Origin of the sequence: Levilactobacillus mulengensis, assembly GCF_003946045.1 — a bacterium.
Lineage (GTDB): Bacteria > Bacillota > Bacilli > Lactobacillales > Lactobacillaceae > Levilactobacillus > Levilactobacillus mulengensis.
Map to the genome: position 1 here is coordinate 1 of NZ_RHNW01000005.1, position 14,972 is coordinate 14,972.

The window sequence follows — 14,972 nt, forward strand, 5'->3', positions numbered from 1 at the left end:
TTGATGGCTGCTTCCAACGAAGCAACTTAATTAATATATCATTTTGTCGTCATGCTTGTCAACAACTATTTTCAATCTTTCGAATTGGTCTAGTTGGTTAATCGCCGTGACAACGTATATAACTATACCAACCACAGCCCGCCCCGTCAACTAAAATAGGTGAAAAATGAAAATAATTTTCAAAGACGAATGGTCGCTGTGAAACCAATAAAAAACGACCGAGTTAATCGGTCGTTTTGCCAGGAAACGCCTGGTGATAGTTCGCATCAATTATGACTGCCGTTTGAGTACCGGGACAACGCCGACCAAAAAGCCTAGCGCAATCACCGCATTAACGACGGCACAGAACCAAAAAAGCAGGTGAAATGATCCTAAATGGGCAATGACCACACCGCCTAACACAGGACCCAATGCTTTACCTAATGAAGAAAACGCATTGACGAGTCCTTGATAGGTTCCTTCGTTCCCCACCGTGTATAAATTGATTAGTGCAGGGACCCCCGGAACGTACACGGCCTCCCCTATCGTTAGCAGGGTCATCGCGGCAAACAACACCACGACACCGGATTCACTAGTTAATAGAAGAAAAGAACTGCCAATTGCCACTAAGCCACCCAGGATTTGCCAAGGTAACACCTTGCTATGACTGACTTTTGCCATCAAAGCTTGCACCACAATTAGAAGCACACCGTTATACACCCAAAGCGTACTATACAGTTTAATCCCCAGGCCCTCATTTTGAATGTAAACCGACACGTTACTCATCCACTGGGCGTAGGTGATCCACATCAGCACGAGGCTCAGAAGAATGATGACGAGGCTCATTCGCGACAAGCGGCCACTCGCAGTTGGCTGAGCCGTTGCAGTCATCGGCGTTGCTTGCCGTGGCGTTTGACCTGCGGACTGTTTTTCAAAGCTGCCTGCCCGCCAACTCCAAAGAATGGCCGCGAGCACGTAGCAACTCAACAACAAGCCAAAGATGGGTTTCAAACTATTATGGTAGAGAACGCCGATACTTGCCGTCCCCACCACCAGGCCGACATTGATAAAAATGTAGAGCAGATTGAACAACCGACCGTCGAGATGGCTGAGCTGGGCGGTCATCGCCGTAATCAGCGTCAACATGCCCCCGGTCAATAGGCCAAAGACCACCAGCACAATTGGATAAGCGATGAGGCCATTCCAGAAAAAGCCAATCACCGCATCGATAATCAAGCCGACCAACATGCCGACGCCAACCGTTCTTGCCGAGTAGCGGTCCGTCAACACGCCACCGAGGTAGCCACCCAGGACATTACAGCCGGAATAGGCCGCCAGGATCAAGCCACTCTGAACCAGATTCAAGTGGAGATCGCCGTGCAGGTAGATGGTGGTTAACGGCCACATCACACTATAGGCCGTGTTCACCAAAAATCCGAGCAGCAACAACGGCCACATTTTGCGCATTAATCTTAACATGACTGATACCTGACCCCCTTTTAAAACGTGAATGAGCTAAGTCTATCATGTTTACCCGACCACTCGAAAGGGGGTTGCCGAAATCTCTAGCGGACTTTAGCCGGATTGGCAAAATTGCCTGAACGTTTCTCCTAATTACCAGGTCACTTGCGTCCAGCATTAGCAAAAAATTCTAGCGGCACCATTTTGTAAGCGTCTTCATTCGGCTAATCCCCCTTTATGGCTTGCTTATTGGGCGAAAATCAACTAAATTTAAGGGAGGTTTGGATTCATGACACTTTGAATCAATACTTAATAGGAGGACACAACATGGGTAACAGCAAAAATAATAAAAATGCCGCACCGGCCGATCTGAATGATCAGATGCAGGTTCGTCGGGATAAAATGGATAATTTACAAGAACAGGGCATCGCGCCTTTCGGTCACCGCTTCGATAGAACTGACGACAGCAAGTCGCTCACTGAAAAATACGATAAGTATGATAAAGAAGAGCTGATGGAAGACAAACATTATGTTGCTGTTGCGGGTCGGATTACCGGTAAGCGTGGCAGCGGCAAGGCCGGCTTTATCGATTTGCTCGACAGAACTGGTGTGGTCCAAGGTTACGCACGTCAAGACGAACTGGGCGAAGACAAGTACGCCCTTTACAAGACGTTAGACTTAGGGGACTTCATTGGTGCCAAGGGTTACGTCATCAAGACGAACACTGGCGCTTTGACGCTCCGTTTCACTGATTTTGAATTCTTATCTAAGGCTTTACGGCCATTACCAGACAAATACCATGGTCTGACGAATCCTGAAACCATCTACCGTCAACGGTACCTGGACTTAATCGCTAACCAAGATAGCTTTGACCGATTCATCAAGGTCACCCAAATCAAGAAAGCGATTCGCGAATACTTAGATAGCGAAGGCTACCTGGAAGTGGACACCCCCGTTCTCCAAACGGAAGCCGGTGGGGCCGAAGCACGGCCATTTGTCACTCACTCCAACGCCTTTGACATTCCTCTGTACCTGCGGATTGCCACGGAACTTTACCTGAAGCGCCTGATCGTTGGTGGGATGGAAAAAGTTTACGAACTGGGCAAGGACTTCCGGAACGAAGGGACCGACTTACGGCATAACCCTGAATTCAACATGGTTGAAGTCTATACCGCTTACGCCGACTACACGGACGTCATGGACTTAACGGAAAACATCTTCCGTTTCGTAGCCAACAAGGTTAACGGCTCCGGCCAAGTTTCTTATCAAGGTAAGGACATCGACCTTGATTCCGACTTCAAGCGGGTTCACATGGTTGATGCCGTTAAGGACGCCACTGGTATCGACTTCTGGCAACCAATGTCTGACGACGACGCTAAGAAGTTAGCTGAAGAAAACGGCATTCACTGCGAACCTTACTGGAAGGTCGGTCACATCATCAACGCCTTCTTCGAAGAAAAGGTTCAAGACACGTTGGTTAACCCCACCTTCATTTACGGCCACCCGGTTGAAATCTCACCACTGGCTAAGAAGAACCCGAAGGACCCTCGTTTCACCGACCGGTTCGAACTTTACATCGACGGGAACGAATACGGGAACGCCTTTACTGAATTAAACGACCCAATCGACCAAAAGAAACGGTTTGAAGCCCAAGACGCCGAACGTGCAGCTGGTAACGAAGAAGCCCATGGAATCGACAACGATTACATCGAAGCCATGGAATACGGTATGCCGCCTACTGGTGGTCTGGGTATCGGGATCGACCGGATGACGATGCTCTTAACTGACGCAGCTTCTATCCGCGACGTAATGCTGTTCCCTACCATGCGGCCTAACGATTAACCACGAAAAGAGGCAATTGAATGAGAGCAAACCAGCTGATTGCGCTGCTTCAGGAGCATAACTTGTTTCTGAGCACCACGCTACCATCAGACGACGTCGACTTTGCATCCTTAGCGTATGATTCACGCAAGGCCAGCGCCAACGGCCTCTTCGTCTGCAAAGGCTTCAATTTCTCAGTGGACTATTTACAGTCGGCGATTGCTAACGGGGCAACCTGTTACTTAGCCGAAAAGGATTACCATGTTGACGTGCCAGTCATCTTGGTCAACGACGTGCGCAAGGCCTTGTCCTTGGCCGCCCAACTCTACTTTGGCTTCCCGCAAAATAACCTCTTCGTCATTGGCTACACCGGGACCAAGGGGAAAACGACCTCGACGTATCTGACGACAAACATCCTGAGCCATGCGTTCCCACAGCAGGTCGCCATGTTCTCGACCATCAACCACATCATCGGCCCCAAGCCGGAAGACCAATTCAAGGCGCATTTAACCACGGCAGAGTCATTTGACCTCTTCCACGAAATGCGGCAAGCGGTCGACAATGGCGACAAGGTGCTGGTGATGGAGGTGGCCTCCCAGGCTTACCTGCTGGACCGCGTGTACGGGCTGACGTTTGACGTCGGTATCTTCCTGAACATTTCGCCCGACCACATCGGGGTTAACGAGCACCCGAACTTTGCCAACTACCTCTTCTGCAAAATGCAGCTGATGATCAATTCGCGCAATTGTATTATTGATGCGGACATGGACCATTTTGACGAGGTTTACGCGGCAGCCAAGGTCTCCACGGATCCCGAACACATCTTTACGTACGGCTTTAACCAGCCGGACGCCACGTTGTCCATCACCAGTAGCACGGCGACGCTGACCGATAGCGAATTTGGCTTGACGGTCCACGGTGCCGACCAGCTACAGGCCTTGGCCACGACGTATCACGTGTCCGTGCCGGGTGACTTCAACCAAAGCAACGCCACGGCCGCCATTCTGGCGAGTCATTTGGCCGGTGCCGCGGTTAGCGACCTGCAATACGGTTTGGCTCATACGACCATTCCGGGCCGGATGGAGTCGATTACGACCAAACATCATGGGACCATCTATATCGATTACGCCCATGATTGGGGCAGCATGAACGCCCTGCTGAGCTTCCTGCACACGCAGTTCCCCGACCACCACATCACTGCCGTTCTTGGCAGCACTGGTGACAAGGGTGAGGACCGCCGCGAGGGCTTCGCTAAGGCGCTCAACGATTACGCTGACACGGCCTTCCTGACGACGGACGATCCGGGTCACGAAGACCCCATCGCCATCGCTAAGGAAATCGACAGCCAAATTGACCACGATAAGGTCAAAACTAGCATCATTCCGCAACGGGAAGACGCCATTCAACACGCCATTACCAGTGCCACCAACGACGATTTAGTCGTGCTGGCCGGTAAGGGTGAAGACGCCTACCAAAAGATCAACGGTGTTGACACGCCTTACGCGTCCGACCCCGTTGTCGCGGAAGACGTGATTGCTGGCTTGGCGGACGAACAATAATCTAAAATAAATGGTTATAAAAAACGAGCAAGTGGCTCTCTTCAAATTGAAGGGAAATCACTTGCTCGTTTTTTTTACGTTTTAGAGGCCCTTAACGACGACGGTGCTTCCGCCGCTTCTTTTGGCTGTATTTGATTTGCTTAATATGCTTCTTGTGAGTCAACTGACGATCCGTCGTAAAGAGTTCCCGGCTGGTCGTGGGGTGGGCCCGCAGGTAATCCTGGGTGAAGGCATCCACCGCCTTGGCATCATCGGCGTCGATATTTTGCGCCTGCATGGCCGTGGTCAGGTCTTCAAAGAAGCTCTCTAACTTCGGGTCGTACATGGTCACTAATGCCGTGTGGTGCTCGCTGACCCAGTCCTGTAAGGCCGTGGCGGCCGGTAACTGTTGCTGGTCGGCCAGGTAGGCGAATAATGTTGTCAGAGCAAATGGCACCAGGTTGAACAACGCTGGCACCCGATCCTTTTCGTCTAGTAAATGGGTGAAGGGCCCAAACATGATTTCGCTTAACGTTTGCACGTCCCAGTCCTTAGGCTGTTTACCCTTTCCGGTAATCATCAGTTCAGCCGTTGTGTGGACGATAGTCATGAAGTTTTGTTGGTCAGCAGCCGATAAATTGGCGACATCTGGCTGGTCAGTCATGGCTTGGACCCACTGCTCAACGAGTGCGACTACGCCCTCGTAAGCTTCCTGCTCATCGGCCGCAGCAGCGTGCTTTTCGACCAAATCAGGGCGAGCAGCTTTCAGAGCGGCGTCCAAGGCTTTCAGATTGGACAACTTTTGGGCCTTAAAGTAAGCCGATAAGACCGGCACGACCGCCACGAAGTACAGATGTGGCTGGTCGACCATCGTTGGTAAGGCCGCTAACGTCGCAGCAACCTGTTGCGGCGTCCAGTCTCCCTGCGCCATGTCGACCGTCTTGCGGACGCGCAGCACGTCATTTAAAATGGCGGCTGCGTATTTTTGTTGATTAGCTGATAATGAAGCCAACCGTTGCGGCGTCAGGAATTCTGCCGGCGTCAACGATTTGGCAGTTGAATCTGATTGTTCCATCACTTTTATTCCCCTATCTTGAGTCCATTACCTACTATTATAGAGAAATTCCTTAAGAAAATGCAAATCTGGGTTACTTAGTGACCTAAAAAACGGACCGCAGACAGCGTGCCTGAAGTCCGTTACTGGTTTAAGTTGCTAGTGGTTGTCGGTTACTCTTCACGCTTGTGGAAATGGAAGTCACGACCACCATAGTCCTCAACGTATTGATACAAAATTAGTTCCATCACCGAAATCGTCGAAATCCGTGAACTAATGTCCGTGTTATTGATGGTGACCCCATCGGTAAAGATGTAAAAGTTAACGTCGCTCAAATTTTGAATCGTGTTATTATCCGGCTCAGTAATCGAGACCAACAGTGGCCGGGGACTCATATCGACTAGCCGGCTCATGTTGTCCAGCATTTCACCGTCGGAACCCTCATAGGTCAGAATAAAGACCAAGTCATCCCCGCCAATCTGGCCCAATGCCTGCTGCCGATAATCATGGTCGCGCGGGTAATGGGTCCGGAAGCCAGCCATCGCATACAGGTAATCAATATACTCGACGGCATGCTTGCTAACACCCTTAGCGAAGAAAAAGATGTCGGGATGCTGGGCTAGGCGTTCGACCACCTGCCGCATGCGTTTCGGTTGAATCACGTGAATCGACTCCGCAATGTTCTTCAAGTATTCTTCGCGGTAATCCGTTTGCTTAACCACAAATGGCGTTGCCTGGTCCGTGTCCTTCCGGTTGATCAATGTGAACTTGATGACGGTCGTAAATTCACTAAATCCGGAAAAGCCGATTTTCTTTACGAACCGCAGAAAGGTTGCGGTCGACACAAACGTGGCCGACGCAACCTCCCGGATACTTTGATTCTTAATTTGATCCATATTTTTAACCACGTAGTCAAACAGTTTCTGTTCGTTCGGGGTCAAGCTCCCCAAGTGTGCATTGACGATTTCAAAGAAATTCATGCTACTTTCCTCCCGTGTGACGTCCTGGAACGCCGGCCGCAATCGTATGGATGTTTCCCCCACCGGTTAAAATCTCGGTGGCTGGGACGTCGACGACCTGGCGCGTTGGATAAAGTTCAGCAAGCTGTTGGTGCGCGATGGCATCCTGGGGATCATTAAATGTTGGCATCAAAATAGCCTGATTTGTGGTGATGTAGCTCACGTAGCTCGCCGTCAACCGTTGCCCAGCCACTCGGGGCAACATCCCGTTGATGGGGTCAACGCCGTTCGCCTCTTCTTCACTCAACGTCAGAATCCGGGGCGTCTGTAATTTGTGAATCTTGAAGCGTCGGCCCTGGGCATCGGTTTCAGCAGACAGCCGGTTATAGGCATCTTGGCTAATTTCATATTGCGGGTCCGTTTCGTCATCGGTCCAGGTCAGGACCAACTCACCGGGTGCCACAAAATTCACCATGTTATCAATATCACCATTGGTTTCATCCATGAAATACCCCTCCGGCAGCCAAATTGTCTTGGTCACCCCTAGGTAGTCGTGGAAGATTTTCTCGGCATCGGCCTTTGACAGCCCACCGGGATTGCGGCCCTCAGATAAGACCACACTCTCCGTCGCAATCAGCGTTCCCTGCCCATCCACATGAATGGCACAGCCTTCGAGCACCGCATTGACCTCGTACACGGGGAAGTCCTGAAGATCCGCAACCTTCTTCCCAATTTGGTTATCCTTATCCCACGGGAAGTACAGGCCATCGAGGAGGCCACCCCACGCATTAAATTGGAAATCAACGGCACGAATGTCACCAGCGTCGTTGACCACGTAAAAGGGACCGCAGTCTTTCATCCAAGAATCATTGCTACTCATCTCAACGACCCGAACTGCTGGGGATAGGCTCGCCCGGGCATGACTGTACTGGTCCTGATTAACCAGCATCGTCACGGGTTCAAACTTGGCAATCGTTTCTGCCAAACGGGCAAAGGCCTTTTGCGCGGGCTTGCCACCCTCACGCCAGTTGTCTGGTCGCTCTGGCCAAATCATGTAGCTCGCAGCCTGATCTTCAAACTCGCCAGGCATGCGGAAACCATCTTGTGCAGGTGTTTCTGCTAGTCTCATTTTACTCACTCCGCTTTATATCATAATTATTAACCGATGCTTGCACTTTCATTCACTGATGATGAAATCATGTCATGCGCAATTACATTAGTCACTCATTGCATTCTTTACTTAGCAGACATCCCCGCTAATTTATTCACTTATTTTACACTAAATCCCCTGGTCAAACGCATAGCCCTTACAGCAAATATTGCCAGCTATGTACAACAGAGTCTGGGACAAAACCCCAGACTCTGTTTGTGTACCCATTTATATGGCCGAAACGTGCGACAAAAGGCACCCGGTTCCGCTTAAAACTGCTAACCAAACAATCCAAAACCAGGATTATTCGGTTAGCAGCCTTAATGCTCGCCGGCTAACCGCCTTTTGTCCCACTCTCAGTCAAATATTGTCAAAGATAAGTTTGGAAATTTGATGGGTCATGTGCAGCCCTAGACTGCTGGCACGCCAGACTATTCTGTTAGTTTCTAACTCACTGTGAGCCGCAGTTCCCCATCATTTAGTTACTTACGAATGATGGTCCCAGAACCGTTCTCCAGGAAATCACCCACGTTAGCCAACGAGGTGATGACAACTTTGCCTTCAGGCCGGTTGTTCACGAAGTCCAGTGCTGCCTGAATCTTGGGTAACATGCTTCCCTTGGCAAATTGGTTCTCCGTGATGTACTGGTTCAATTCGGCAGCGGTCACATCGGTCAATTGCTTTTGATTGGGTTGGTTGAAGTTGACGAAAACGTGATCAACGGCCGTCAGAATAATTAAGAGATCGGCGTGGACCAGCTCAGCCAATTTTTCAGAAGCAAAGTCCTTATCAATCACGGCTTCGCGACCAACTAATTGGTTGCCTTCCTTGACGACGGGCACACCGCCACCCCCAACGGATACGGGAATGATGTTGGCATCAACTAACGCGTTAACGACAGCCGATTCCTTCACATCGATTGGCTTAGGCGAAGCGACGACCCGGCGGTACCCCCGACCGGCATCCTCAACGTAAACATTGTCTGGGTGCGCCTGCTGTTCAGCAGCAACTTCTTCCTTGGTGTAGAACGGACCGATTGGCTTGCTGGGATCCGTAAAGGCCGGATCATCAGGTGAAACTTCTACCTGGGTCACAACCGTGGCAACGTCTTGGGTCAAGCCTTCATCGGCTAAGGCCTTGTCCATCGCATTTTCCAACCAGTAGCCAATGCTCCCTTGGGTCATCGCCACCGCCGTATCCAGTGGCATCGCTGGGTTCTTGGCCGTACTACCAGCGGATTGCTGGAGCAACAGGTTCCCCACTTGCGGACCATTTCCGTGAGAAATAATCAGTTGGTCCCCCTGCTTGACGAACTTGACCAAATATTTGGCCGTATCAGCTAAGGCTGCCTGTTGGGCCTTTGCGGAAGCATCATTTGCTAAGATGGCATTGCCACCTAAAGCGACAACAATTTTACGCTTTGTCATAAATCATTCACTCCTTAATTTTTAAAGAAAAAGGCCAGGCTCTTCACCTGACCTTCCGATTCCCGTTTAAGCTTCGGGAACTTGTTGCGTAATGCAATGGATATTACCGCCACCGAGTAAGACTTCACGAGCGGGAACGCCCACAACTTTGCGGTCTGGGTAAAGTTCTTCCAGCGTTGCTTTGGCCTTCTCGTCGGCTGGATCACCGAACAGTGGGAAGACGATGCCGCCGTTAGCTGTGTAGTAGTTCACGTAGCTGGCAGCCAAGCGGTCGCCTTCAGTCCGTGGTAAGGTTCCATCAACCGCGTCGACGCCTTCGCTTTCTTCCTTGGTAATGGTGATTGGCTTTGGCAAGTAGAGCTTAACGACCTTGATTTTCCGGCCTTTAGCATCCGTTGCGTTTTCCAAAATATCCAAGTTTTCCTTAGAAATCTTGTATTGTGGATCGTTCTTGTCATCCGTCCAAGCTAAGGCAACTACGCCTGGCTTAACAAAGTTGGCAATGTTATCAACGTGACCATTAGTTTCATCGAGGTAAATCCCGTTCTTTAACCAGATAACCTTCTTCAAGTTCAGGTTTTCCTTCAGAACTTCTTCAATCTGTTCCTTGGACAGCTGTGAGTTCCGGCCGTCAGACAACAGGCATTCTTCAGTGGTGATCAGCGTGCCTTCACCATCGACGTGAATGGAGCCACCTTCCAAAATGAAATCGTCTAACCGGTAACGGTCAACGTGTTCCAATTCAGTCATCTTTTCAGCAACCCGGTCGTCCTTGTCCCATGGGAAGTAGAGGCCATCAACTAAGCCACCCCAGGAATTGAACGTCCAGTCAACGCCCCGCAGGCCGCCCTTGTCGTTCTTAACAAAGGTTGCGCCACAGTCACGAATCCAGGAATCGTCATTAGACATTTCAACAACTTCAACGTCGTCAGGCAAGAGGTTTTTGGCATTGGCGTACTGGTCATCATTGACACCGACCGTGACGTGTTCGAATTGGGAAATGGCCTTAGCCACTTCAACGAACGTCTTTTGGGCAGGCTTACCACCGTTACGCCAGTTATCTGGACGTTGTGGCCACAGGATGTAAACACCCTTGTGTTGTTCGAATTCACCTGGCATGCGGTAACCGTCTTGTTTTGGTGTACTATCTAACGTCTTCATACTTATTTCAGCTCCTTATCAATTTAGTTGTTTTCGTTTGCAGGTTTCGTTTCAGAATCTTGTTTAGCCGGTTGATGATGTTCTGCGTAACGGACCACAATTTCACCAACAGCTAACGTAATGATAACCCCAATCAGGACTGGCATCTTGCTGGAAATCTCACTCGCAGAGCCGTTCATTGGAACAATGGAGAAGATAATCGTCAAAATTAAGAGCACTTCTGGTACCCAAGTCATTAAGTTAATCATGAGCTTGCCACCAGGAACCTTGAATGGCCGTTCTTTGTCTGGATCTGACTGCCGTAATTTCCAGAAAGCTGGGAATAACATGGTGTAGGATAAGAGCAAAGCAACCACGTTCAGGGAGAAGAAAGCCCAGAAAATGTCTTGGTTAGGAATGAATGGGGCAGCAATGACCAGCACACTGGCAATGATACCGTTCAGGTAACCCGTCCCAACGGGCATTCCTTTGGCGTTTTCCTTGGCAAAGATTCGTGGTAAAGCGCCATCTTTCCCGGCGTAGTCGGCAACGTAGTTAACCCCTAACGCCCAGGAAATCATTTCAGAAACTAAGATGTACAGGAAGAAGATCCCGATTAGAATGACGAACCAGTTCATGTGACCAATCAACAGCACAAAACTGTCGATCAAACCACTGGAAGCAGACAATTTGTCAGTTGGAATCGCAGCACCCATCCCGAAGGCCCCTAACAGGTAGAAGAAGGCAATCAAGATACCACCATAGATGATGGCTTGGGGGATTTGTTTCTTAGGATTGTCCATGTCATCGGCCATCGTAGCCACAACTTCAAAACCTAAGAAGTTGAAGATGATGACGGATAAGTTGGTCAAACCAGATAAGTTAAAGTGTGGCATCAGCGTCTGTAACGTGAAGGTGTTGGCCACCCCACGCGTCATGGCAACGTAGATTCCCAAACCACCTAACGCCAGAATAGTGAAAATCTTGGTGAAGGCCGCTAAGTTCATGATCCATTTACTCTCGGAAACGGGTTGGTTCCCCATTAGGACAACGACCCAAACAAAGACTAACTGAACAATAATTGACCCTAACGTATTAAGCTTGATATTAAATATCTGATCACTGACTTGGACGAATAACACGGCCAAACTCGCCATCCATAATGGGTAGTTAATCCAGTAGAGCCATGCTAACCGGCCACCCCAGCGTTGACCAAATGCTTGACGAACCCAATCATATAAGCCACCGTCCCCGGTGTAGGTCGTCCCCAGCTCGGATGAAATTAAACCATACGGGATGAAGAACAAGATTAATAAGAAAATCCACCAGAAGAACTGCGACGGGCCGATAGCAGCCGCCGGAGCGACCGATTCCACGACCATGATGACAACCACCGACATTAAGACGGCGTCAAATAGTCTAAACTTTTTCTTTTCTGTTTGCACGATCCTATCTCCTTAGTCCGCTATCCTTGTTCCGTTGCGCGGCACTCTAATCGGATAACCAGTTTATTTTGCGTTACGTTCGTCAACGGCGTTCCGTAACATTAATTCAAATTCTGCATCGTACTTGTCAGCAACAGCCTTAGAAGCGTACTTCAATTCTGGGTTCAACAGGTAAACGAAGATAGCACGCATAGCCGTCTTACGGTTTTCAGCTTCGTCCCAAACGATAGAGTAGTCGGAGTCAATGACTTCGTCGGTAACTTCTTCGCCACGGGTAGCTGGCAGGCAGTGCATGAACTTCACGTGATCGGAGGCCTTAGATACTAAGTCAGCGTTGACTTGGTACTTAGGGTAGAAAATCTTCATCCGGTCATCCTTGGATAATTCAGCTTCGTACAAGCCGTACCAAACATCGGTGTAGATAAAGTCGGCATCCTTCATGGCTTCGTCAGCGTCTTCAGTAACTAAGACAGAACCGCCAGAAACTTCAGCGTTCTTCTTACCAATTTCAAGGGTTTCAGGCTTGATTTGGAAGCCTTTAGGGCCAAATTGTACGAAGTCCATCCCCATCTTGGTCGCCATGAACATGGTTGAAACACAAACTTGGGTAGCGTCACCAACAAAGACAATCTTGCAGTCGCTAAGCTTCTTGCCCTTTGGTAAGTGTTCCGTCATGGTAATGATGTCGCCAAGTTCTTGCGTTGGGTGGTTGTAGTCACTCATGAAGTTAACCACTGGCACCTTAGCAAATTTACCAACTTCAGCAACGGTGTGGTGACGTTCAACCCGGGCACCGATGATATCAAGGATGCGGCCCAGAACTTGTGACGTATCTTCAATGGATTCGTGACCACCTAATTGGATTTGGCCTGGTGCTAAGTATTGAGCGTGACCACCTAATTCAGTCATGGCAGCTTCGGCAGAAGTCCGGGTCCGCGTTGAGGATTGTTCAAAGATCATCCCGAGCGTCTTGTTCTTTAACAATGGTGGGTAGTAACCGTTTTTGATGGATTCCTTAATCTTGATCCCCAATTCGATCATGTATTGGATTTCGTCTTTCGTGTAAGTGTTGGTATCAATAAAATCGCGTTTAGTCATGTCAATTACTCCTCTATATTTTTTATTTGTGTTGTTCGTATCAATTGATTACGTGCTTAGCATAATGTAAATATGCACTCTTGGGAAGCGTTTTCAGGCAAGCTGATTCTAGGGTTTTCGGGGTGTTTCTAGTTTCATTTGATGAAACATGTTTCATCGTTGGTGGAGCACTGAACGGTGTAGCCTGTGGTTGTGCTGATTCAATTTAGAGCATGCTCTGGACTCGTAACTGATGAAACACACTAGCACAATGCCTCTGCTCTAGGTCTAGTTGAATATATTATGTATAAAATTACATGTTATTTATAAAATGGATTTGTCGTTGCTCATCTTGCATCGAATTGAGCAACGCCGAATTCCTTAAGAAAATGCAAATCCCCAATCATCTTGGCACGTAATCCAAGACAAACCGGGGAAAGTCAGTTATATTTAAAGTTCGGATACTATCGGAAAAGGAGAGTTATCATGGCAGAAGAAGTTGTGATTGTTAGTGCGGTGCGGACCCCAATTGGTAAATTTGGGCGGAGTCTTCAAAAACTTTCGGCCGTTGACTTGGGAACCATCGCGGCACAGGCCGCCGTTAAGCGGTGCGGTCTTGCCCCCGCCATGATTCAGCAAACCATCTTTGGCACGGTGCTCCAAGCAGGGCTCGGCCAAAACGTGGCGCGCCAAATTGAACTGAACGCCGGCCTGCCTGTCACCAGCACGGCCATGACCATCAATCAGGTCTGCGGGTCCAGTCTCAAGGCGATTCGCCTGGGCCAAAGTGCCATCTTGATGGGCGACGCGGACGCCGTATTGGTCGGTGGAACGGAAAGTATGAGTAACGCGCCATTCTTAAACAACAATATTCGGTGGGGGCAGAAGTTTGGCCACACCAGCTTAATCGACAGTCTGGCCCATGACGGCCTGACCGACGCTTTTGGTGGCGAAACGATGGGTATGACTGCGGAAAACGTGGCTGAAAAATACCACGTGAGTCGTGCCGAACAGGATGCTTTCGCCCTGCGTTCCCAACAGAACGCAACGCAGGCTCAGCTCGACCACCGCTTTGACGCGGAAATCGTGCCGGTCAAGGTCGGCAACCAAACCATCACGGCGGACGAACCCGTCCGAACGACGACATCGGCGGATCAACTAGCCGCCCTGAAGCCTTCCTTCAAGGCAGATGGCACCGTCACGGCGGGGAACGCCGCTGGCTTGAACGATGGTGCCGCTGCTATGGTACTGATGCGCAAATCGACTGCGCTGGCCGCGGGTATCCCTTACCTGGCAACCTTAGGTGCATATCAAGAAACTGGTATTGACCCCGCCATCATGGGGTACGCGCCCGTCACAGCGATTCAAGGCGCCCTGGCCAAAGCCAATCTAACGGTGAACGATGTTGATCGTTTCGAGGTTAATGAGGCCTTTGCTGCTCAGTCCGTCGCCATCACCCGTGACCTTCACATCCCCAACGACCGGTTAAACGTGAACGGTGGTAGTATCGCTCTCGGCCATCCCCTGGGCGCATCCGGCACCCGCATCGTGGTTACGCTACTGCACGAACTCATCCGGGCAGACCTGCACCGCGGCCTGGCCTCTATGTGTATCGGCGGCGGGATGGGTATTGCGCTCACCATTTCGCGCGATTAGCCACGAGGTCTGGTATAATGACGGTAACTATTCAACGTAAGGGAAGCGGACGCAATGCTAACAGCGGATTTTGACGTTAAACTTAAACTGATTATTTTACTCGTCGTCGGCCTCGTGGTGCTCGCCAGTGTGGTCGGTTACCTCTGGCACCGTGATCACCACTACAGCCAGTCATTCACCGGTGTCTTCGGCGTGATGGTCGTTCAGGCTTTCGTGCTCGTCTCTTTACTCCTCATTCATCAATAAATTAAAAAAACGAGGTCGA

General features: G+C 49.9%; 12 protein-coding genes. 4 read left to right on the top strand and 8 right to left on the bottom strand.

The genetic code is table 11. The annotated features are described in order from the left end of the window. Positions 1-270 precede the first annotated feature (270 nt). Positions 271-1,458, bottom strand: coding sequence for an MFS transporter (locus tag EKM84_RS06215; RefSeq protein ID WP_125764803.1), 1,188 nt, complete (start codon positions 1,456-1,458; stop codon positions 271-273). A gap of 309 nt (positions 1,459-1,767) precedes the next feature. Between EKM84_RS06215 and lysS the strand changes: the two genes are divergently transcribed. Both lysS and EKM84_RS06225 read left to right on the top strand, forming a co-directional pair. Continuing rightward, positions 1,768-3,282, top strand: coding sequence for a lysine--tRNA ligase (gene lysS, locus EKM84_RS06220; protein WP_125764805.1), 1,515 nt, complete (start codon positions 1,768-1,770; stop codon positions 3,280-3,282). A 20-nt stretch (positions 3,283-3,302) separates the two neighbouring features. Beyond that, complete coding sequence (locus tag EKM84_RS06225; RefSeq protein ID WP_125764807.1) at positions 3,303-4,820, top strand: UDP-N-acetylmuramoyl-L-alanyl-D-glutamate--2,6-diaminopimelate ligase; 1,518 nt, start codon at positions 3,303-3,305, stop codon at positions 4,818-4,820. 91 nt (positions 4,821-4,911) lie between these two features. Here EKM84_RS06225 and EKM84_RS06230 read toward each other — a convergent pair whose 3' ends face one another. The 7 genes from EKM84_RS06230 to ptcA all read right to left on the bottom strand — a co-directional run bounded on the left by EKM84_RS06230 (position 4,912) and on the right by ptcA (position 13,072). Then, positions 4,912-5,874 (bottom strand): hypothetical protein, encoded by a 963-nt coding sequence (locus EKM84_RS06230; protein WP_125764809.1) that lies wholly within the window; start codon positions 5,872-5,874, stop codon positions 4,912-4,914. Between the two features lie 152 nt (positions 5,875-6,026). After that, on the bottom strand, positions 6,027-6,833 hold the full coding sequence (locus EKM84_RS06235) for a MurR/RpiR family transcriptional regulator (RefSeq protein WP_125764811.1): 807 nt from the start codon (positions 6,831-6,833) through the stop codon (positions 6,027-6,029). A gap of 1 nt (position 6,834) precedes the next feature. Then, entirely contained in the window at positions 6,835-7,941 is a 1,107-nt protein-coding gene (gene aguA / locus EKM84_RS06240) for an agmatine deiminase (RefSeq protein WP_125764813.1), read from the bottom strand. Positions 7,942-8,444: 503 nt separating this feature from the next. After that, positions 8,445-9,389: a carbamate kinase gene (gene arcC, locus EKM84_RS06245; protein ID WP_125764815.1), complete on the bottom strand. Its 945-nt coding sequence runs from the start codon at positions 9,387-9,389 to the stop codon at positions 8,445-8,447. Positions 9,390-9,455: 66 nt separating this feature from the next. Next, entirely contained in the window at positions 9,456-10,550 is a 1,095-nt protein-coding gene (gene aguA / locus EKM84_RS06250) for an agmatine deiminase (RefSeq protein ID WP_125764817.1), read from the bottom strand. 23 nt (positions 10,551-10,573) lie between these two features. Further along, the gene (locus tag EKM84_RS06255) at positions 10,574-11,974 is read right to left on the bottom strand and encodes an APC family permease (protein WP_125764819.1); all 1,401 of its coding nucleotides are present in this window, start codon (positions 11,972-11,974) and stop codon (positions 10,574-10,576) included. 63 nt (positions 11,975-12,037) lie between these two features. Next, positions 12,038-13,072, bottom strand: a complete 1,035-nt coding sequence (ptcA, locus tag EKM84_RS06260) for a putrescine carbamoyltransferase (RefSeq protein WP_125764821.1) — start codon at positions 13,070-13,072, stop codon at positions 12,038-12,040. A 465-nt stretch (positions 13,073-13,537) separates the two neighbouring features. Here ptcA and EKM84_RS06265 point away from each other — a divergent pair, with 465 nt between their 5' ends. Then, positions 13,538-14,707: an acetyl-CoA C-acetyltransferase gene (locus EKM84_RS06265; RefSeq protein WP_125764823.1), complete on the top strand. Its 1,170-nt coding sequence runs from the start codon at positions 13,538-13,540 to the stop codon at positions 14,705-14,707. A gap of 54 nt (positions 14,708-14,761) precedes the next feature. Then, the gene (locus EKM84_RS06270) at positions 14,762-14,953 is read left to right on the top strand and encodes a hypothetical protein (RefSeq protein WP_125764825.1); all 192 of its coding nucleotides are present in this window, start codon (positions 14,762-14,764) and stop codon (positions 14,951-14,953) included. The last annotated feature ends 19 nt before the right edge of the window (positions 14,954-14,972 follow it).